This is a genomic window from Amycolatopsis sp. WQ 127309 (assembly GCF_023023025.1).
Taxonomy (GTDB): Bacteria; Actinomycetota; Actinomycetes; order Mycobacteriales; family Pseudonocardiaceae; genus Amycolatopsis.
In genome coordinates this window covers 9,084,292-9,104,702 of sequence record NZ_CP095481.1, presented here as the reverse complement: position 1 = coordinate 9,104,702, position 20,411 = coordinate 9,084,292, and the positions used below count along the sequence as shown (strand labels likewise).

General features: G+C 71.9%; 18 protein-coding genes. 10 read left to right on the top strand and 8 right to left on the bottom strand.

All coding sequences use genetic code 11. From position 1 onward, the window contains the following. Positions 1-6: 6 nt before the first annotated feature. From MUY22_RS40165 to MUY22_RS40155, 3 genes are read left to right on the top strand one after another with little or no spacing between them, the layout of a single operon-like run. The gene (locus MUY22_RS40165; protein WP_247052404.1) at positions 7-912 is read left to right on the top strand and encodes a UbiA prenyltransferase family protein; all 906 of its coding nucleotides are present in this window, start codon (positions 7-9) and stop codon (positions 910-912) included. Between the two features lie 21 nt (positions 913-933). Next, positions 934-2,055 carry an endonuclease/exonuclease/phosphatase family protein gene (locus MUY22_RS40160; protein WP_247052403.1) on the top strand — a complete coding sequence of 374 codons (1,122 nt, stop codon included), beginning with the start codon at positions 934-936 and terminating at the stop codon, positions 2,053-2,055. Continuing rightward, positions 2,052-2,990: a lysylphosphatidylglycerol synthase domain-containing protein gene (locus MUY22_RS40155; protein ID WP_247052402.1), complete on the top strand. Its 939-nt coding sequence runs from the start codon at positions 2,052-2,054 to the stop codon at positions 2,988-2,990. Before MUY22_RS40160 ends, MUY22_RS40155 begins: the two co-directional genes overlap by 4 nt. Here the strand turns inward: MUY22_RS40155 and MUY22_RS40150 are convergent. Further along, positions 2,941-5,307 carry a BTAD domain-containing putative transcriptional regulator gene (locus tag MUY22_RS40150; RefSeq protein ID WP_247052401.1) on the bottom strand — a complete coding sequence of 789 codons (2,367 nt, stop codon included), beginning with the start codon at positions 5,305-5,307 and terminating at the stop codon, positions 2,941-2,943. The two genes, MUY22_RS40155 and MUY22_RS40150, sit on opposite strands and share 50 nt — an antisense overlap. Positions 5,308-6,028: 721 nt before the next feature. Here MUY22_RS40150 and MUY22_RS40145 point away from each other — a divergent pair. After that, positions 6,029-6,379: a hypothetical protein gene (locus MUY22_RS40145; protein WP_247052400.1), complete on the top strand. Its 351-nt coding sequence runs from the start codon at positions 6,029-6,031 to the stop codon at positions 6,377-6,379. Between the two features lie 20 nt (positions 6,380-6,399). Here the strand turns inward: MUY22_RS40145 and MUY22_RS40140 are convergent, their stop codons facing one another. From MUY22_RS40140 to MUY22_RS40130, 3 genes are all read right to left on the bottom strand, one after another. Next, the gene (locus tag MUY22_RS40140; protein ID WP_247052399.1) at positions 6,400-6,918 is read right to left on the bottom strand and encodes a flavin reductase family protein; all 519 of its coding nucleotides are present in this window, start codon (positions 6,916-6,918) and stop codon (positions 6,400-6,402) included. 50 nt (positions 6,919-6,968) lie between these two features. Beyond that, entirely contained in the window at positions 6,969-7,640 is a 672-nt protein-coding gene (locus tag MUY22_RS40135) for an NAD(P)H-binding protein (protein WP_247052398.1), read from the bottom strand. Between the two features lie 246 nt (positions 7,641-7,886). Next, complete coding sequence (locus MUY22_RS40130) at positions 7,887-8,423, bottom strand: transcriptional regulator (protein ID WP_247052397.1); 537 nt, start codon at positions 8,421-8,423, stop codon at positions 7,887-7,889. A gap of 82 nt (positions 8,424-8,505) precedes the next feature. Here MUY22_RS40130 and MUY22_RS40125 point away from each other — a divergent pair, with 82 nt between their 5' ends. From MUY22_RS40125 to MUY22_RS40100, 6 genes are all read left to right on the top strand, one after another. Next, positions 8,506-9,831: a M20/M25/M40 family metallo-hydrolase gene (locus MUY22_RS40125; protein WP_247052396.1), complete on the top strand. Its 1,326-nt coding sequence runs from the start codon at positions 8,506-8,508 to the stop codon at positions 9,829-9,831. Then, complete coding sequence (locus MUY22_RS40120) at positions 9,828-11,603, top strand: alpha/beta fold hydrolase (protein WP_247052395.1); 1,776 nt, start codon at positions 9,828-9,830, stop codon at positions 11,601-11,603. The genes MUY22_RS40125 and MUY22_RS40120 overlap by 4 nt, the downstream gene beginning before the upstream one ends. 266 nt (positions 11,604-11,869) lie before the next feature. Next, on the top strand, positions 11,870-13,336 hold the full coding sequence (locus MUY22_RS40115) for an MFS transporter (protein WP_247052394.1): 1,467 nt from the start codon (positions 11,870-11,872) through the stop codon (positions 13,334-13,336). 513 nt (positions 13,337-13,849) lie between these two features. After that, a complete protein-coding gene (locus MUY22_RS40110) occupies positions 13,850-15,454 on the top strand; it encodes a helix-turn-helix transcriptional regulator (RefSeq protein ID WP_247052393.1) in 1,605 nt (534 codons plus the stop codon). Further along, positions 15,451-16,266 carry a class I SAM-dependent methyltransferase gene (locus tag MUY22_RS40105; RefSeq protein ID WP_247052392.1) on the top strand — a complete coding sequence of 272 codons (816 nt, stop codon included), beginning with the start codon at positions 15,451-15,453 and terminating at the stop codon, positions 16,264-16,266. Before MUY22_RS40110 ends, MUY22_RS40105 begins: the two co-directional genes overlap by 4 nt. 8 nt (positions 16,267-16,274) lie before the next feature. After that, the gene (locus MUY22_RS40100) at positions 16,275-16,937 is read left to right on the top strand and encodes an O-methyltransferase (protein WP_247052391.1); all 663 of its coding nucleotides are present in this window, start codon (positions 16,275-16,277) and stop codon (positions 16,935-16,937) included. Positions 16,938-17,100: 163 nt separating this feature from the next. Here the strand turns inward: MUY22_RS40100 and MUY22_RS40095 are convergent, their stop codons facing one another. The 4 genes from MUY22_RS40095 to MUY22_RS40080 are packed head-to-tail and all read right to left on the bottom strand — an operon-like array spanning position 17,101 to position 20,408. Then, positions 17,101-18,177 (bottom strand): HAD family hydrolase, encoded by a 1,077-nt coding sequence (locus MUY22_RS40095; protein ID WP_247052390.1) that lies wholly within the window; start codon positions 18,175-18,177, stop codon positions 17,101-17,103. Then, positions 18,174-19,307, bottom strand: coding sequence for an acyl-CoA dehydrogenase family protein (locus MUY22_RS40090; RefSeq protein WP_247052389.1), 1,134 nt, complete (start codon positions 19,305-19,307; stop codon positions 18,174-18,176). The genes MUY22_RS40095 and MUY22_RS40090 overlap by 4 nt, the downstream gene beginning before the upstream one ends. Then, positions 19,300-19,596, bottom strand: a complete 297-nt coding sequence (locus MUY22_RS40085; protein WP_247052388.1) for an acyl carrier protein — start codon at positions 19,594-19,596, stop codon at positions 19,300-19,302. Before MUY22_RS40085 ends, MUY22_RS40090 begins: the two co-directional genes overlap by 8 nt. Next, entirely contained in the window at positions 19,593-20,408 is an 816-nt protein-coding gene (locus MUY22_RS40080) for a 3-hydroxyacyl-CoA dehydrogenase family protein (RefSeq protein ID WP_247052387.1), read from the bottom strand. The genes MUY22_RS40085 and MUY22_RS40080 overlap by 4 nt, the downstream gene beginning before the upstream one ends. Between the last annotated feature and the right edge of the window lie 3 nt (positions 20,409-20,411).

Genomic DNA, 20,411 nt, shown 5'->3' with positions numbered 1-20,411 from the left:
CGCCGGATGTACTCCCTGCAATCGCGCGCGGTGGCGGTTCGTTCGCGAACCGCCCTGCGGGATCTCTTCACACTGGTCCGGCCGGGGCAGTGGCCCAAGAGCCTGCTCGTCGTCCCGCTGGTCCTGCTGCACCCGGCGGCGTGGACGTGGCCCCGGCCGGCGGCGCTGGCCGGGGCGGTGGGGCTGTTCGTCCTCGCCTCCGCGGTCGTCTACGTCGGCAACGACGTCGCCGACGCCGGGTACGACCGGGCTCACCCGGCGAAACGGCACCGGCCGATCGCCGCGGGGCGGGTTCCGGTGCGGACGGCGGTGGCCCTCGGGGCCGCGTTGTTCGTGGTTCTCGTGGTGGCCACCGCGGTCACGCTGCCGGTGCTGTTCGCGCCGCTCGGCGCGTACGTCGCGTTGAACGCCGCCTACAGCCGGTGGCTCAAGCACGTGCCGGTGGCCGAGGTGTTCGCGGTCGCCGCCGGCTTCGCGCTGCGTGTGCTGGCCGGGTACCTGGCCACGGGCGTGCGGCCGTCGGGCTGGTTGCTGCTGTGCGTGTTCCTGCTCTGCTTCCTGCCCGTGCTGGGCAAGCGGCGGCGCGAGCTGGACCTGCCCGAAGCGCTGCGCCGCCCGGTGCTGCGCGGTTATTCGGCCGCTTTCCTCGACCAGCTGCTCGTGCTCGCCGCCGGGCTCACCGTCGTGGTGTTCCTGTTCTTCGCCCACGAACGCTGGGGTGCGCGGGCCGACCTGGTGCTGGCCGCGGTCCTGCTGCCGGTGCTGTTCGGGCTGTGCCGCTACCTGCACGTGGTGCTCGTGCAGGGCGGCGGCGCGGATCCGGCCCGCGGGCTGCTGCGCGACCGGGTGCTGCTCGGCAGCGGCGCGCTGAGCGTGGTGGCGCTGGCCGCCGCCGGTCTCCTGTCCCCGTAACGACTCACGCGAGGTGCCGACATGACCGAAGTCGTGTCCCCTGTGGACACCGAAACCCCCGCACCGCCACGGCGGCGGCTGAGCCGGACGCTCCGGGCCGCCACCGCGGCGTGGGTGCTGTTCTTCGCCGCGCACGTGCTGCTCACCGGGCGCTGGTGGCTGTGGATGTTCGTCGAACCCGTTCCGCCGCTGCTGTTGTTCGCCGTCCCGCTGCTGTTGCTGCTCCTCGCCGCGGCCGTCCGGCCGCGGCCGCGGTGGACGGCGCTGGTGCTCGTCGCCGTGCTGGTGGCGGGCACCCCGCTGGCCGGGTTCGGCGGGGCCGGCCCGGGCACCGCGCCGCGGCCGGGTGCGCCGGTGCTGCGGATCTTCAGCTGGAACACCGGCTACTGGGAATCCGGGACCGGGTACAAGGACTTCCGCGGCGACGACGGCACGGACGCGTTCTACGCGTACCTGAAGCAGCAGAACGCCGACGTCTACCTGCTCGGCGAGCACCTGCACTGGAACAACGGGCCCGTCCGGCTCGACGACGAACCCACGCTGCGCGCCCGGTTCCCGGGTTACCAGGTGAACGTCGAAGGCGAGCTGGTCACGCTGTCGCGGCTGCCGGTCGTGGGGACGCACCCGCGCCCGGACGGCCCGGAGCCCGACTCCTGGTACTGGCACGGCAACAAGGCGCAGCGCACCGACGTCCGGGTCGGCGGGTGCGTGTTCTCGCTCTACAACGTGCACCTGCCGCAGCCGGTGGACACCCGGCTCAGCCCGTTCACCGGCCGGTTCTACTCGTTCGCGCACGGGCAGTACGACCGCGTCCAGACCGAGCTGGGCGCCCTGCGCGCGGACCTGGCGGGCAACCGCAACCCCCTGCTCGTGGCGGGTGACTTCAACTCGCCGTGGATGGGCAGCCTCATCCCGCTCGGCGACGGCGTCGAAGCCCGGGACCTCACCGAGGGCGCCCCGCTGCCGTCGTCGTTCCCGCTGGCGGACACGGGCTGGGGGATGCCCCGGCTGTGGCGGCTCGACTGGGTGTTCACCCGGGGCGAGGTGGACGTCGCGCGGTACGCGTTCCGGCCGAACCCGCGGCTGTCCGACCACCAGGCCCAGGACCTGACCGTGTCCCTGCCGTGCGGGTCCGCGCGATGACCGGCCCGGTCCGCGCGGTGCTGCGCAAGGTCCTGGTGGCGGTGTTCCTCGCGGCCGTCGCGGTGGGCGCGGCCACCGTCGTCGCCGGGCACGGCGCGGAGATCGCCGGGCTGCTCGCCCGGCCCGCCGCCAAGTGGTGCCTGGTGCTGGCGCTGCTCGCGCTCGCCGCGTGGCTGCTGCTGGGGGTGCAGACCTGGCGGCGGGTGCTGGCGTCCCTCGGCAGCCCGCTGGGGTTCGCCACCGGGGCCCGGATCTGCTTCGCGGCGATCGCCGGCACGTACCTGCCCGGGCCGTGGTGGCAGGCACTGGCCGCGGCCCACACCGGCCGCCGGACCGGCGTCGACGCGGGCCGGGTCGTCGCCGCCTACCTGCTGGTCGCCGTGATCAACCTGCTCTCGGCGACGGCGGTCGGCCTGCTGGCCGCACCGCTGGTGCTGGGCGCGTCCTGGCCCTGGCTGGTGGTGCCGCTGCTGCTCGGCGCGTACGTGCTGTGGCGGCCGGAAACCGTGCTGCGGCTGACCGATCGGGCGGCCCGGCTGCTCCGGCGCGCTCCGCTGGCGGACCGGCCGGAGCCGCGCCTGTTGCGCCAAGCGGTGCTGGTGCAGACCGCCGCGTGGCTCGTGGGCGGCCTGCACCTGTGGCTGCTCGCGTTCGCGCTGGGCGCGCCGGCCGGACCGGCGCTGGCGGCCGCGGTCGGGGGTTACGCCTTCGCCTCGGCCGCCGGGGCGCTGACCCTGGTGCTCCCCGACGGCGCGGGCGTGCGGGAGCTGGTGATCATCGCCGCGCTGGGGTCGGTGCTGCCGGTGCCCGCGGCGACCGTCGCGGCGATCGGGAGCCGGGTCTGCCTGGTCGTCGCGGAGCTGCTGTGCGCGGGCGGCCTGCTGCTCAGCGCGTGGCACGCCCGCCGAGCAGCGGCTCCGACCCGACCCGGCTGAGGAACGCGACACCGCGCAGGCACAGCGTCCGTCCCTTGTCGTCGCCGATTTCCTCGAAGGCGCGCAAGGCCAGGGCGAGCCGCCCGGACGCCTCGTCGTAGCGGTGCTCGACCATGTCGAGCGTCCCCAGGGAGTACAGGATGACGGCCTCGCCGCGGCGGTCGCCGGCTTGGCGGCAGGCGGCGAGCGCGGTGGTGTGCGTCTCGCGCCAGTCCTCCAGGTGATCGCGGGCCTGCATCAGCCCGGCCAGCGTGACCGCGAGGTCCCAGCACAGCTCGGCGGAGCCGAGGTCGGCGGCCTGCCCGACGGCGCGGACCACGCCGGCGCGCTCCGTCTCGAACCATTCCAGCGGGTGGCGGAGCAGCTGGTCGGCGAGCGGCACCGGCAGCGGCCACCGCTCGGCGTCGCCGTGCAGCACGGGGACCGAGTGGCCCACCGCGCGGCTGTGCGCCTGTTCGGCCAGGTGCAGCCAGGCCCCGAGCAGCCGGCTCGAGGCGGCCGCCCGGGTCGCCGGGGTTTCCTTGCGGACGAGCAGTTCGCGGGCGTAGCTGCGCAGCAGCTTCGGGATCCGGTAGTGGGTACCGGGCCCGGAGCGGCGGTCGACGGCGACGAGCTGGGCGTCGACCAGCGCCTCCAGGTCGTCGCCCGCCGCCCGGCCCGGGTCGCCGAGCAGCGGCCCGGCGACCCACGTCGGGAAGTGCTCCCCGTCGACCAGGGTGAGCAGGCGGAACAGCCGCTGCGCGGACGGGCCCACCCGGGCGCAGGCGGTGGCGATGCCGGGACGGACGTCGAGTGGCCCGTGGCTCAGCTCGTCGAGGTGCCGCTGCCCGTCGCCGAGGCGCTCGGTCAGCTCCGCGATGCTCCAGTGCGGCCGCGCGGCCAGCCGCTCACCGGCGATGCGCAACGCGAGGGGCAGCCCGCCGCACAGTTCGATCAGGTCGAACGTGGCGGCGGGTTCGGCGGAGACGCGGGCGATGCCCAGCAGGTGGATGAGCAGTTCGGTGGCGTGCTGGATGGTGAGCTCCGCCAGCTCGACCACTTTCGCGCCGGACAGCCCGGTGAGCCGGTGCCGGCTGGTCACGAGCACGCCGCAGGTCGCGGAGCCGGGCAGCAGGGACAGCACCTGCGCTTCGTCGACGGCGCCGTCGAGCACCACGAGGATCCGCCGTCCCGCGAGCGCGCTGCGCAACCGCGCGGCCAGCTCGTCGCGGCTCCCGGCCGCCGCGGGCACGCCGAGCACCCGCAGCAGCCGTTCGAGCACGGCCTCGGGCCGGACCGGCTCGCCGTGCTCGTCGTCCAGCCGCGCGTAGAGCTGGCCGTCGGGGAACGCGGGCGCGACCCGGTGCGCGATGTGCACGGCCAGCGCGGTCTTCCCGACCCCGGCGCGGCCGGCGAGCACCGCCGTGGCCACCCCGCCCGTCCCGCTGCCGCAGAGCAGACCGGCGACCGTGGTGACGACGTCGTCGCGGCCGGTCAGGTACGGGTTGCCGGCCGGCAGCATGCGGGGGACCATCGGCGCCGCGGCCGCGGCCGCGGGGACGGCGGCGGCCCGCGGCGCGGGCGGGGGATCCAGGGCGGTGTCGTTGCGCAGGATCGAGTCGTGCAGGTCGCGCAGCGCGCCGCTCGGCTCGATGCCGAGCTCGGCGACGAACCTCCGGCGGATGGCCCGGTAGGCGGCGAGCGCGTCCCCGGGCCGCCGGCAGCGGTGCAGCGCCAGCATCAGCTGGTGGTGCAGCTGTTCGCGCAGGGGATGGCGTTCGGCCAGTGGCAGCAGCTGATCGACCAGTTCGTGGTGGCGGCCCTGGGCGAGTTCGACAGTGTGGCACTCCTCGATGACGCTCAGCCGGCGCTCGGTCAGGCTCGTGACGGCCGCGCGCAGGAGGTCGCTTTCGATGCCGCTCAACGGGGCGTCGCCGCGCCAGAGCCCGAGCGCGCTCCGGAACCGTTGCGCCGCCTCGGCCGGCCGCCCGGCGGAGGCGGCCGTGCGTCCCTCGGCGACGAGCCGGTCGAACCGGTGCAGGTCGAGTTCGTCGTCGGAGACCCGCAGCAGGTAACCCGGCCGCCGCGTGCCGATGCGCCCGCCCAGCCCCGCCGTCTCGAACCGGCGGCGCAACCCGGACACGCAGGTGTGGATCTGCCCGCGCGCGGTGGACGGCGGCGCGTCCGACCACACGGCGTCGACCAGCCGGTGCACCGGGACCAGACGGTTGGCCTCCAGCAGCAGGACGGCGAGGACGACCTGCTGCCGGCCGGCGCTCAGGCTCACCGGCTTCGGCGAGCCGGAGACTTCGAGCGGGCCCAAGACGTGGAAGAGCATGACAAATTCCCCCATTCCGGTGGCCGGCCGAAACGACGAATGAGATCACGGGCATGCTCGGGCAACCACCCCAGTCAAGCGATCGTAGCCCGCGGTGGCTGCTTTGTGAATTTCTGTCCGGCAGGACACCGGGGCCGCCCGGACGTGCGCATTCGCCGGGAAGTCGAGGATTTCGACGGCGATCGCCGGGGCGTCGCGGAAGGACGTAAAATTGTTCACCGAAAAGGAGCAGTTTGACCCGAGGCGATTCCGGACAGCGCTGTCACGGTCGCGGGAATGTGTTGGTACGACTGCCGATGCGGCGCATCCGGCAGCCGGGCTGATCATCGACGGCGAGTACCGGACGTGTGACTGCGTGAATCGCATTCCGCGTTCGACGACGGGTGCCGCGGAATGCGCTTTCGGCGGTACCGACGTGACGGTAGAGCTGTTCGGAATCGAAGCGCCGGGGTCGCGCACGTGCCGACGTGGGATTAGGTCGCCTCCGCCGGCGGGAGTCGTCGATCGGCAACCGTCCACAGGAGACACCGCGGCCAGATTCAACGCCGCCACCCGGGCGACCGCATCGGGGAGACCGAGCTGACTCTCCACAGAGGACAAGACAGTGAGCGGTCGCTCGCAGTGCCGCCGCAGCGGCGGATCGGCCCAGCGCGGTCGCGGCGGTGGCTCGGACGCGTGGTCCGGGGTCGCGGAGTGCCTCGGTCAGCAGCGGGTCGGGGTCGTGGCCGGGCAGGTGGTACCCCGTGTCGATGCGGGCGAGGATTCGTCCGGCGAGCTTGCGGACACGCCGCTCGCCGGTGGCCGGCAAGACCTGTACCACGGTGGGCGCGAGCGAGTCGTCGGCCAGGACGTCGAGCCGTCTCGGGTCGCTGGTCTCGGCGATGCGCTGGGCGGCGTGGCGGCTGATCCAGGCCCGATCGATGTTCAGCAGCGTGACCAGCCGGTCGAACACCTCGTCCGACGAGTGTGCGGTGAGGCCTTCCAGGGCGGCCAGTACGACGGTGGCGGCGGGGTCGGACAGAACCGTGTGCGCGTCAATGCGTGCCGTCGGCCATTCTTCCGGCTTGCATGACTTTCAGCATGACCGGCCGCTCATGACGCCCCCACCGTGAGCTCGTCGGTCTCGAGGCGGCGGAACCGGCTGCCGTGGAAGACCAGTGGTGGGACGTCGGGGTCCGCGTGCAGTCCGTGGACCTCCAGGAACACGACCGTGTGGTCGCCGGCCGGCACCTCGGCCTGGATCGAACAGTCGAACCAGGCCGAGGCGCCGAGGACGAACAGGGCGCCGTCGTCGCTCGCCTGCCAGTCCACGCCGGCGAACCGGTCGCCGGTCTTCGCGGCGAGCCTGCGGCCCGCCGCGGCCTGGTGCTCGCCCAGGACGCTGAGACCGAGGCGTGGGGAGGCTCGCAGGGCCGGCCAGGTGGCCGAGGCGTTCCGCACGCACACCGACAACAGCGCGGGATCCAAGGACACCGAGGTGAACGAGCTGACGGCCATCCCGGCCGGTTCGCCGCCGGACAACGCGCACAGGGCCGTCACGCCGCTGGGAAAGCACGCGAATGCCTTGCGCAGAACCGTTGCACGGTCGTCGATCGATTGGACGGTGATCACGGAAGCCTCCCCAGGACTCGGCTGCGCGGCAGGTCGCCGGCAGCTCCGCGCTAGACGTCGATCGCCTTCTCGATGGGGGTCCCGCCGCCGACCACCACGTAGATCCGCCCGGCGGTGCCGGGCCGGTCGATGAGCTCCACGAGCACGGCGGCGACGTCTTCCCGGGCGACCTGGTCGAACCGGGCGCGCTTCGGCGCGATCGGGTTCCCGGCGGTGAGTTCGACGGTGCCGTCACCGTCGCCGTCGGCGAGCACGCCGGGCCGCAGCACCGTCCAGTCGAGCTTGTCGCGATCGAAGATGTGCTGTTCGGCGGCGCGCTTGGCCTGCAGGTAGACGGCGTACCCCTCACCGATGCCGGGGTCGTCGGCACAGCCCACGTTGATCGAGCTGACGTGCAGGAACCGCCGCACACCAGCCTGTTCCGCCGCGTCCATGACCAGCACCACGGCGGCCCGGTCCATCCGGTCGCGGCGCGCGGCGGTGGCGGCGTTGCCCGAGCCGGCCGAGAAGACGGCGACGTCCGCGCCGGCCAAGGTGGCGGCCACCTCGTCCACGCTGGCGTGCTCGAGGTCGAGCACGACGGCTTCCCCGCCGGCCCGTTCGACGTCGGCGACGTGCCGGGGATTGCGCACGATGCCCAGGACCGAGTCGCCGCGGCCGGCGAGCTGCCGAGTCAATCGCAGGGCGATCTTGCCGTGGCCGCCGGCGATGACAATCTTCATTCCATGCCCTTTCTTGCGGAAGGTCTGCCGGGAAACGAACCCGGAAGATCTTCCTGCAATTCTTCCCATTGTCGTCGTCTTCGGGCGGAGGGCTGCCGAAATGCTCGGCGACCCACGCCATCGGATCCTGCGGTGTGGGTGTCAGCCGCAGAACCTGTGCTGTGCCAAGTGAGAGTGGACGCGACCGGCAGTCGTCGTCGTCCGGTGGCGGAACGAAATCAGTCAACCATCGGTCACGCCGATCGGTCAATCGGCGTTGTCGTCACTCTTCCGTGGGGCGTGGTCGAGCTGGGCCTGGGCGGCGAGCGACCACAGGTAGCTCAGCGGTTCGCCATCGGGTTCGTCGGTGTACTCGGCGATCAGTTCCTGCATCCGGCGGCGGAGCGAGTCGACGGACTCCGGTCGCAACCGGAGGACGCCCCGTTTGGCGCCCCGGCCGGAGTCCTTCCCCGCGGCGATCAGTTCGGCGCGGTGGGCGCCGAGCACGGCCAGGTCCACCTGCTGGCCCAGGCCGGCGTCGTCGGGCATGATCGTCAGCCCCCAGGTGCGCGCGGTCGCGCGGTAGGGCCGCTGCAGTGCGCCGTTCTCCCCGGTGCACACCGGTTCGGCGGCCAGGAAGTTCGTCTTCACCAGGGCGCGGATGTGCCGCAGCGTGGTCGCGGGAGCGAGGTCGAGCTCGACCGACAGCTGCTTGTTGGTCAGCGCGCGGTTCAGGCACAGCCGCAGGATGCGCCAGCGGACCGGGTGTCCGAGCGCCTTGAGTTCTTCGACAGTCGCTTCCACGGACTGCACTGTACCTTGCCAAGCCGTCACCAGTTTGCTTGACTAACATCGATATCATTTCCTGCAATCAGTTGGAGGTCCGGTGATCGAGCAGCTCAGGGCGTGGGTGGACGACCGGGACCTGGTCGCCGAGCTGGCGGACTGGATCTCCCGGCCGAGCGTGAGCCGGACCGGCGAGGGCATGGCCGAGGCCGCGACGCACGGTCTCGGGCTGCTCCGCGCGTCGGGCCTGGAGGCGCGCGAAGCCGAGACCGGTGGCTGGCCCGCGCTGATCGGGACGGCGGACGGACCCGGGCCGCACGTGCTGATCTACGGCCACTACGACGTGCAGCCGCCCGGCCCGCTCGAACTGTGGACGACACCGCCGTTCGTGCCGTCGATCCGTGACGGCCGGATGTACGGGCGCGGCACCGGCGACAACAAGGGACAGAACCTCGCGCAGCTGCTGGGGTTGCGTGCCCTGCGCGACCTCACCGGCGGATACCCCTGCCGGGTCACGGTGCTGCTCGACGGCGAGGAGGAGATCGGCAGCCCCAACCTCGCCGCGGCCGTCCGCCAGGTCGGCCGGCCCGATCTGGTGATCTGGAGCGACGGGCCGGTGCACGACTCGGGCCGGGCCTGCGTGGTCCTCGGCATGCGCGGGATCCTCATGTTCGAGCTGCGTGCGCGGGGCGCGAACCGGCCGTTGCACTCGGGGCACTGGGGCGGGGTCGCGCCGAACCCGGCGTGGGCACTGGTGCAGCTGCTGGCCACCATGCGTACGGCGGACGGGGTCGTGACCGTGGCCGGATTCGCCGACGACGTCGCGCCGTTGAGCGACGGCCAGCGTGCCGCGCTGACCGATCTCCCGGTGGACGTGGCCGGAACACTCGAAGCGATCGGGGCGACGGGTATGGAGCCGCCGGCCGGCTTGGGCTTCCACGAACGCCTGGCGGTGCCGACGCTGACCGTGAACTCGTTGAGCTGCGAAGACTCCGGAGACCACCGCGCGGTGATCCCGGACGTCGCCGTCGCCCGCTGCGAGGCCCGGCTGGTCGGTGGCCAGACGCCGGCCCAGGTCGCGGAGGCCATCCGGCAGCACGTCGCGAAGTACGCTCCCGACGTCGAATTCGTGCCCGACGCGGCCGTGGCCCCGTCCACCACGTTGCCCGAAACCCCTTACACCGGAACGATTGTCCAGGCCGTCGAGGACGCGCACGGGCAGCGGCCGCTGCTGCTTCCGTCGATCGGGGGAAGCCTGCCGATCGCGGTGCTCGGCGACGGGCTCGCCGTTCCCTGTTACGGCGTGCCCATGGCCAACGCCGACGAGGCCAACCACGCCCCCGACGAGAACCTCGACCTCGACCTTTTCCACCGGGGGATCGTCACCGCGGCGACGATCCAGCTCGCGCTGGCGGCGCACTCATGACCGTCTGGGGCGCGTGGCCGGCGAAAGACGGCTTCGCTTACGTCGGCGACGAATCCGGCCGGCCGCAGCCGTGGTTCCAGACCTGGGCGGGGGAGCGGCGGATGCTCCCGATCGACGGCGCGGTCACCCGGCTGGCGTGGCGGCCGGACGAGTCGCGCCTGCTGGTCGTGACGGACGTGACCGGCGGCCAGGACTACCGGCTGGCCGAGCTCGATCCCGGCACCGGCGAGGTGGAGTGGCTGGCCGCGGAACCCGGTGTCCGGCGCGAGATCGGCGTGCCGTATTCGAGCACGAGCAATCCGTACAGCCCGGACGGCCGGCTGCTCGCCTACGCGACCAGTGCGCGTGACGTCACCTGCCTGGACGTCTACGTGCGGGACCTGAAGACCGGCGAGACCAGGATGGTCCTCGAGGGCGACGACCGCTACGTGCCGATGTTCTTCTCGCCGGACTCCCGGTACCTGCTCGTCCTGCGGTTCCACCAGAACACCGACCACGACCTGTTCACCTGCGATCTCGAGACCGGCCGGATCCGGCACCTCACCCCGCACGAGGGCCCGGCGAAGTACCAGCCGGGTGGGTGGAACGAGGACGGCATCTACCTCTGCACCACGGAGGGCCGCGACTTCCTCGGGGTCGCCCTGCTCGTCCCGGGCCGGGAACTGGAGTGGATCGCCACGCCGGACGCCGACGTGGAGAACGTGATCGTGGGCTCGCAGGTCGTCTGGGCCCTGCCGCAGGACCAGTGCACGATCCTGTGCACGTCGGAGACCGCGGTCGAACTGCCCGGATTCGCCTCCCAGCCGTTCGGCTACGACGGTTACGTGCCGCGGTTCGCCGGAGACCGGCTGCTCGCCCAGGTCGGTGCCGGCGACCGGGCGACCGAATTCCTGCTGGTGGACCCGACCTCCGGCGAGACGCGCCCGCTCACCGGCTTCGGCGACGGGCTGCCGGACGACCTCGTCGCGCCGGAAACGGTCCGGTTCACCGGAACCGGCGGGCTCGAGATATCCGGGCTGCTGTACCGCCCGCGTCCGGCGGCCGGTCCCGTTCCCGCGGTGCTCAGCATCCACGGCGGTCCGGAATGGGCCGCGCTGCCGGTCCACGACCCGCTGATCCAGCGGCTGGTGCGCGCCGGAATCGCCGTGCTGACGCCGAACGTGCGGGGCTCGACCGGGCGGGGGCTGGCCTACCAGCGGCTGATCTACCGCGACTGGGGCGGCGGTGACCTGGCCGATTTCGAAGCCGCCGCGGGTTTTCTCCGGAGCCTCGACGGGGTGGACGGCGACCGGCTCGGTGTCCACGGGATCTCCTACGGCGGGTTCGCGGCGCTCAGCTGCCTGACCAGGCTGCCGGAGTACTGGCGGGCCGGTGTCGCGATCTGCGGGCCGGCCGACCTCGAAGAGGACGTCCGGTCCCTGCCGCCGACGTGGAGCCGGCGGGTCGTGGAGTGGATCGGGGACGTCGGTGATCCGGCGGATCTGGCGAGGCTGAGGACGGCGAGCCCGCTGACCCACGCGGCCGAAGTCCGGGCGCCGCTGCTGCTGGCCCACGCGGTGAACGACACCACTGTCGGCATCAACGGCACCGAGCGGCTGTACGAGACGCTGACCGGGCTGGGCAAGACCGTGCGATTCATCCGCCTTTCCCGCGGTCATCTCCCGGACGACCGGGCGGAACGGGACGAGCTCGACGCCGCGGTCGTGCAATGGTTCCGCGACCACCTCGAGCCGCACCCGGCCGAGGTGAAAACGACGGCCGGACACCGATAGCCGGCACCGAATACGACCGAGGGGGTCAAGCGAACACCGAAAACACCTGGCGCCTGTGACCGCCGGAGTGCGAGAATGGAACGCGGCACTGTGTTGCCCTTGGCCCGCCGGATGCCGGCGGGCCCGTGATCCGCAACGGCGCGGGTTCTCTTTCCCATTGTAGCGGCACTGTCCACTTGGGACAAATCTTGACCTCACGCTTTCCGAAAATTTCGTCGACCAGCTCGGCCCGAAGAACCCACCCCCAGAAAGGATAGGCACAGAAAATGCCTCCTGCTGTCGCCGGCGCCGAGACGCCGTCCCGCCGACGCCTCGGCTGGATCCTGGCCCTGCTGGCTTTCGCCCAGTGCATTTACGCCATCGACTACAGCATCGTTTTCGTGGCGCTGCCCGACATCGGTTCCGGTGTCGGCTTCTCCGCGCACACCCTCCAGTGGGTCGTCAGCGCCTACGCCGTCGCCTTCGGCGGCTTCCTGCTGCTCGGCGGCCGTGCGGCCGACCTGTTCGGCCGCCGCCGGGTGTTCGCCTTCGGGCTGTTCCTCTACGCGGTTTCCTCGCTCGCCGGCGGGCTCGCGAGCGACCCGACGGTCCTGATCGTGGCGCGTGCTGTGCAGGGGATCGGTGGCGCTTTCCTCGCCCCGGCAACGCTTTCCCTGGTCACCACCACCTTTGCCGAAGGACCGGAGCGCAACCGGGCGCTGGCGATCTGGGGTGGTGCCGGCGGCAGCGGCATGATCCTCGGTTCGCTGCTCGGCGGCGTGCTGACCGGCGCCTTCGGCTGGGCGTCGATCTTCTTCGCCAACGTCCCGCTCGCCGGTGGTGCCATGCTGCTCACCTTCTTCATCATCCCGAAGGACGCCGACCGGCGGGGCGCCCGGCGCAAGTTCGACCTGCCCGGCGCGCTGACCGCGACCGTGGGGGCGACGCTGCTGGTGTTCACCCTCGTCCAGGGACCGGTGTCGGGCTGGACCTCGCCGCCGATCCTGATCGGCGGGGCCATTGCGGTGATCGTGCTCGCCGGGTTCCTCGTCATCGAGGGTCGCGGCCGCGACCCGCTGCTGCCGCTTCGCCTGTTGCGCAACCGGAACCTGAGTACGGGTACCGTCGTCGTCTTCGTGTTCATGGGGACGTTCGGTGCGCTGCCCTACTTCTACACCGTCTACTTCCAGTCGGTGCTCGGTTACAACGCGACGCTGAGCGGGATCGCCTTCCTCACGCCGTGTGTGGGCGTGCTGATCGGCAACCTGTCCGGCGGGAAGCTGGTCACCCGGCTCGGGGCGCGCACCACGCTGATCATCGCGCTGATCACCGGGGCCATCGGCACCGCGGCCTTCGCGGTCACCATTTCGGCGACCGGGTCGTACCTGGCGCTGGTGCCCGGGGTGTTCGTCCTGAGCATCGGCCAGGGCACCATCTTCACCGCGATGTACGCGGCGGCGACCACCGGTGTCGCGGAAGAGAACCAGGGCATCGCCTCGGGGATCGCCTCGACCGGTCAGCAGGTCGGCGCCGCGGTCGGGCTCGCCGTTCTGGTGGCGGTCCTGAACGCCGGGCACGAGGGGCTGACCGGTGAGGCGTTGCGCGTCGCCACCGCCGACGGGCTGCGCACCACCATGTGGGTCACCGTGGTGGGCATTCTGCTCATCGTGCTGGTCACGCTGAACTTCCGGCGGGTTCCGGCGGCTCCGGTGGCCGAACCCGAGAAACAGGTTGACATGAATCCGGCCGTCTGACCTCACGGCTCGAACCGAAAAGGTGATTCCGCCTCGTGCTCCCACGAGGTGGAATCACCTTTTTGCTTGTGCATGAGCGTGAGCAGCGGAATCCGATCGTTTGATCGAAACGATCCGGACGCCGTCCGGTGCCGGCCGTTTAACGGCGGCACAATTGGTTGACATTGCATATATTCCCTGTTTATGCTGGAAATCTGTTCGAAGGTGGCGGAGCCATGGGGGGTTCGTTGATCGAATATCGAAAGATCAATTCCGGACGCTGTCCCTTGCGGACCCTTTGAGTGGCACGCTCGGTGCGAATGTTCTTCAGCTGACGACCCTGGGGGGTTCTTTGCTCTGCCGTCGATTTCCAAGACATATTTTTCCGGCGAATGAATCGGCCGAATGTCGTATCTCCGAAACGCATTCTTCCGTAGCGGCCGGTGCGCGCTTTCCGGCACTCGCCCGCGGTACGGGAGAAAAGCGCACCGGCGGAGACCCCGCCGACAGGCCCGCACCGGCCGGACGGGCCTCGTGACGGCGGGTCCGGAGTACGGCGACGTCCTGGAGCCCTCCACGGCCGCGGTCCTGCCGGCAGGTTCGCTCGACACGGTGCCGCGGCGGAGCCGGTTGCTCCCCGAAGGACAGCGAGTGCTGGTCAAGGTGCACCTCGACCTGGCCAAGGCGGCGGCGACCTCGGCGAACCACCGCCTGGGCGGCAGCACCCCGGTCGGCCAGCTCATGGCCGAGGTGCTGGTGCGGCAAGGGCTGTACGAGTACGCCGAGGAGGTGCTGCCCCGCCAGCCTGCCGGCGATGCCCCGCTGGCCCGCCGCACCCGCTGGGCCGTGACCGCGGCGGCGATCAAGTACTGGGGAGCGGGTGACGTCGAGGCCGCGCACCGCGTGCTGCGCGACGTCGGCAGCCCGGTGACCGCGGCTCACCGGGCCGGCTTGCTGCTGCTGGACGGCCGCACCCGCGCGGCACTGGCCGCGGGGGAGAACGTACTGGCCGACCGGCCGGTACCCGACGAGGCGATCCCGCCGGCGGTGATCACCGTGGTCGTCGCGGCCGGCCTGGCCGGCCGGTTCGGCCAAGCGCTCGCGGCCGCCACCCGGCCCGGCCGGGACCGGCCCCGGTCCGCCGAGATCGGGTACGCGCACTGCTTCGTGTTGCTGCTCGCCGGCCAGGTGCGGCAGGCGCACCGGATGGCCGACGACGGGTACCGGGACGCGGTGGCCGCCGGAAGCGTCGCGGTGGCCGCCGGCTGGCTGGCTCTGCGCGGCGCGGCCGCCAAGACCCGGGGCGACCTGACGGCCGCCATCGCCGATCTCGAGACCGCCTCGCACCTGTTCGACAGCGGCAGCTCGGGTCCGATGCTGGCGCCGTGCCTGGCCGAGCTCGCCGTGGCCCGCGCCGTGTCCGGTGACCTGGCCGGCGCCGAGCAGACCCGGCTGCTCGCCGACCGGGCACCCGGGTGCCGCATGTTCGTCCCGTGGCTGACCCTGAGCCGGGCGTGGATCACCGCGGCGGGCGGCGACACCACGCTCGCCGCCCGGCAGGCGCGCACGGCAGCCGACGTCGCCATGGCTTCGGGGCAGTACGCCGTCGAAGCCATGGCCCGCTACGACGTGTCCCGGCTCGGCGATCCGAACGCCGTACGGCATCGCCTCGCCGAGCTCGCCGACGTGGTGCAGGGGCCGCTCGTGCCGGCGATGGCGAGTGCCGCGGCCGCGCTGGCCCGGTCCGATCCCGGGGCCCTGGACGTCGCCACGGCGAAGTTCACCGAACTCGGGATGGATCTGTTCGCCGCGGAGACCGCCACCGCCGCGGCCGCCCTGCGGCAGGCCGCCACGCCCGCCCCAGGCGTCGCGCGCCCGGACGCGGCCACCCCGCTGCTGCGGCTCACGGCCCGGCTGGCCGGGCTCACCCGGCGCGAACGGGACGTCGCGCTGCTGGCCGCCGGCGGGTTCACCAGCCCCGCCATCGGGCACCGGCTGGGACTGTCCGCCCGCACCGTCGACAACTACCTGGGCCGGGCCTACCAGAAGCTGGGGGTGACCAGCCGTCGGGAGCTGGCCCCACTGGTGGCCGGCGACCGTCCACACCGACCCGTCCACGCCGAAGGGAACCACCGATGACCACGATGAGCGACCTCGACAAGATCTCGGCCAACCAGGAGGGCTTCAACCTGCGCGCGCGGGCGCACCTGCAGTCGTCGTACTACGACGTGGAAAAGTTCAAGCAGGGCCACAACATGCTGCGCAAGCTGGAACGGGAGGAGCTGGGCGACGTCCGCGGCCGGTCTCTGCTGGAACTGCAGTGCCACATCGGCGTCAACTCGCTCTCGCTCGCCCGGCTGGGTGCGCAGGTGACCGGCACCGACATCTCGGACGAGGCGATCGACATCGCGAACGGCCTCGCCGGCGAGCTGGACCTCGACGCGAAGTTCGTCCAGGCGAACCTCTACGACCTGCCCCAAGTGCTCGACGGGCAGTTCGACATGGTGTTCACCGGGTACGGCACCCTCTCGTTCCTGCCCGACATCCCCCGTTGGGCCGAGGTGGCGGCGAGCTTCGTCAAGCCGGGCGGCACCCTCACGATCGTGGAGATCCACCCGATCCTCAACCTCTTCGACGACGTCGACGGCGAACTCCGGGTGGCCCGCTCGCTCTTCCGGTCCCGGCAGGTGCACCACGAGATGTCCAAGAGCTACGCCGACAAGATCGACGACGCGGTGGAAGTGGAGAAGCACTCCATCTACGGCTGGCGGTGGACCGTGGAGGAGGTGGTGAACGCCCTCATCGGCGCCGGTCTGACCATCGAGCACCTCCGCGAGGTCCCCTACGACGCGCGGCAGCGGCTCCCGCTGATGGAGTCCGACGGGGACCACAACTGGCGGATTTCGGGTGACCCGATCCCGCTGTCGTTCGCCTGCGTCGCGAGGAAGTGAGCCGCGCCATGGCAGATCAGATCGTGGCGACACCGGAAATCCACGAGTACGTCCGCGCGGTGTCCCTGCGGGATGACCCGCTGCTGGCCGAGCTCCGGGCGGTGACCGCGGGCCTGCCGGGCGGCACGGCCATGCAGGTGATGGCCGAGGAGGGTCAGCTGCTGGCGCTGCTGGTCGGCTTGTCCGGGGCCAGGTCGGTGCTGGAGATCGGGACCTTCACCGGCTACAGCACGTTGTGCATGGCGCGGGCGCTGCCTCCGGGCGGCGTCGTCGTCACCCTCGACCTCGACGGCCGGTGGCCCGCGATCGGCGCCGACTACTGGCAGCGCGCCGGAGTCGCCGAGCGCATCGAGGTCCGCATCGGCGACGCGGCGAAGACGCTGGTCACCCTCGCGGAAGAGGGCGGTGACGAGCGGTTCGACCTCGTGTTCATCGACGCGGACAAAGCCGGCTACGGGACGTACTACGAGGCGGCGCTCGGCCTGGTGCGGCGGGAAGGGCTGATCGTCATCGACAACACGCTCTTCTTCGGCCGGGTGGTCGACCCGGCCGTCCGGGACCCGGACACCGTCGCGGTCCGGGCGCTCAACTCGGCTCTGCGCGACGATCCGCGGGTGGACATCGCGATGCTCACGATGGCCGACGGGATCACCCTCGCCCGCAAGAGGTGACAGCTCGATCGCCTGCGGCCGGCGCCCTCGACGGGGCGCCGGCCGCAGTGCGTTGTTCCCTCGGACTCGCGGGTCGCGGCGGCTCGCTCGCCCGCCCGGCCGAAACGAACCGGCCGCTGCCCCCAGGGGGACAGCGGCCGGTTCGGTGCTGACGGGCCGGGGATCAGGCCGTGGCCAGCCGCAACGCGGTCAGGTGCAGGGTGGTGGGTGCCGGACGCGGGCCGGGGGTGAGGTGCAGGCGTCGCGTCTCCGCGCTGTCCGGGGCCGGCAGTCCGGCAAGGCAGGCGCAGGGCTCGTCGGTGAACCCGGCGAACCGGTACGCGACGTCCATGATCCGGTTCCGGGCCGTCGGCCGGAAGTCCGCGACGAGGTGCGCGCCGGCCGTCGCCGCCTCGCCCACCAGCCAGTTCAGCACGGTCGCCCCCGCGCCGAAGGACACCACCCGGCACGAGGTGGCCAGGAGCTTCAGGTGCCACACCGCCGGGTCCTTCTCCAGCAGCGCGACACCGACCGCGCCGTGCGAGCCGAAGCGGTCGCTCATCGTCACCGCCAGGACCTCGTGGCGCGAATCGTCAAGGAGAGCACGCAGATCGGCGTCGGAGTAGTGGACGCCGGTCGCGTTCATCTGGCTCGTCCGCAGGGTCAGCTCCTCCATCCGGGACAGGTCGTCCGCCGTGGCGCGGCCGATCTCCATCACCAGCTCCAGCGAGCGCAGGAACGCCTCCGACGGCCCGTCGAACGACTCCTGCTCGGCCTGGCGGCGCACGTTCGACTGGTACATCTCGCGACGCCGGCGCGAGTCGGTCGTCACCGTGGCCGGCGTGTACTCGGGCAGGTCCAGCAGATCGGGAATCGACTCGGCCGGGTAGCAGCGCACCTCCGGCAGGTGGAACCCGACCTCCGCGCGCTCCGCCGGCTGGTCGTCGACGAAGGCGATCGTGTGGTGGGCGAACTTCAGCTCGTCGGCGATCGTGCGCACCGACGACGACTTCGGGCCCCAGCCGATCTTGGCGAGCACGAAGTACTCGGCGACGCCGAGGGCTTCGAGGCGCTCCCAGGCCGGGCCGTGGTCGTTCTTGCTGGCGACGGCCTGCAGGATGCCGCGGGAGTCGAGACCGGTGATGGTTTCGCGGACGTGGTCGGCGATGACCACGTCGTCGTCCTCGAGCAGGGTGCCCTTCCACAGCGTGTTGTCCAGGTCCCAGACGACACACTTGACCGTGGTGATCGGTTCGCTCACTGCGCCTCCCGCCGTACCGGACCGGTCCCGGCCGCGAGGGCGTGCCTGGCGAGCTCGAGCCGGCAGATCTCACTGCTTCCCTCGATGATTTCCATCAACTTGGCGTCCCGGTAACCGCGGGCGACCACGTGGCCGTCCGACGCGCCCGCCGAGGCCATGATCTGCACGGCCGACGCGGTTCCGCGCACGGCCTCGGTCGCGCTCACGTGCTTCGCGAGGACGGTGGCGATCACCTGGTCGGGCGAGCCCGACTCCCAGCACTCGGCGGCGTGCCGGCACACGGCGGTGGCGACCTGCTCCGCGGCGTAGAGGTCGGCGACCATCCGGGACACCAGCTGGTGCTCCGCGATGGGCTTGCCGAACTGCCGCCGGGCTTTCGCGTGCCCGGTCACCGCGCGGAGGCAGCCGCGCAGGATGCCGGCGCAGCCCCACGCCACCGACATCCGGCCGTAGGACAGTGCCGTCGTGATCAGGAACGGCAGCGACAGCCCGGTGCCGCCGAGGACGTTCGCGGCCGGCACCCGGACGCCGTCCAGCCGGACGTGCGCGTGCCCGGCCGCGCGACAGCCGAGGGGGTGCGGGACCTTCTCGATCCGGACCCCCTCGGCGTCCGCCGGCACGACGACCGCCGCCGCGTCGCCACCGGCCTTCGCGACGACGACGATCAGGTCGGCGTACACCGCGGCGGTGATCCACGTCTTGTGGCCGTCGACGACCACGGTGTCGCCGGTGAACCGCAGCTCGGCGGTCATCGCCCCGAGGTCGCTGCCGGCCTCGGGTTCGCTGAAGGCGACGGCCGCGAGCCGGCCGCCGGTCAGCTGCGGCAGGAACCGGGCCCGTTGTTCGCGGGTGCCCAGGCGCTGCACCATCCACGCCGCCATTCCCTGCGACGTCATCACGCTGCGCACGGAACTGCACAGGCTCCCGGCGTACGCGGTCAGCTCCCCGCTCTGCTGGCCGAGCATGCCGAGGCCGCCGTGTTCCTTCGCCACCTCCGCGCAGAGGAAGCCGGCCGCACCGAGTCCACTCAGGACGGTGCGCGGGATCTCGCCCGCGATGTCCCAGGCGCCGGCGTTGTCCTCGACGAAGCGCCAGGTGTCCGCGTGGCCGGGGGGAAGCCCGTCAGACATCGCAGCCTGCGGCGGACTCCGCCCGGAGCCGGGCGGTCAGCGCGGCCATGCTCTTGACCGTGAGGAAGTTGAACAGCTGCAGGTCCGGTCCGGCCACCGTCACGGAGTAGGCCTGTTCCAGGAACACCACCAGCTGCATGGCGAACATGGAGTTGGCCACCCCGGTGGCGAAGAGGTCCTGGTCCGCTTCGGGCCGGGTCCCGGTCTGCTCGGCCACGAACCTGCTGATCTCGTCGATGACGGCGTCCGTGTCGAAGGTCGCCTTTTCGGTTTGCTGTTCCGAATTCATGACTTTGCCTCACTGTAGACGTAGAAGCCACGGCCGCTTTTCCGGCCGAGCTCACCCAGCCGGACTTTGTCCAGGAGAACCTTGCTGGGGCGGCACCGCTCGTCCCCGGTCCGGGCGTGCAGCGCGTTCAGGGCGTCGACGAGGTTGTCGATGCCGATCAGGTCCGCGGTGCGCAGGGGACCCGTCGGATGACCGAGACAGCCCTGCATCAGGGTGTCCACCTCCTCGACGGTGGCGGTACCGGCCCCGATCACCTGCGCGGCGTCGTTGATCATCGGGTGCAGGAGCCGGCTCGTCACGAACCCGGGTGCGTCGTTGACCACCACCGCCCGCCGCCCGATCCGGGTCAGCAGCGCCAGCACCGACTCGACGGTCCGGTCCGCGGTCTTCGGGCCGCGGATCACCTCGACCATCGCGATGAGGTACGCGGGGTTCATGAAGTGCGTCCCGATGAGGTCTTCCGGGCGGGGCACCCACGCCGCCATCTCGTCGATGGGGATGCCGGAGGTGTTGGAGATCAGGGGAGTCCCGGGCCGGACCAGGGCCGCGAGGCCGGCGAGCACCTCCGCCTTCTTCTCGGGCAGCTCGGTGACCGCTTCGATGATCACCGTCGCCTCCGCGGCGTCGCCCAGCGAAAGTGTCGTGCGCAGCTTCCCCGGGGCGCGCCCGGCCGGCAGCGCCCCCGTCAGCTGGGCGTGCCGCAGCCCGGTGGCGGACGCCGCGCGGGCGCGCTCCAGCACGCCCTCGTCGACGTCCACCAGCACCACGGGCAAGCCGTGCCCGACGACGAGCGTCGAGATCCCGGTGCCCATGAC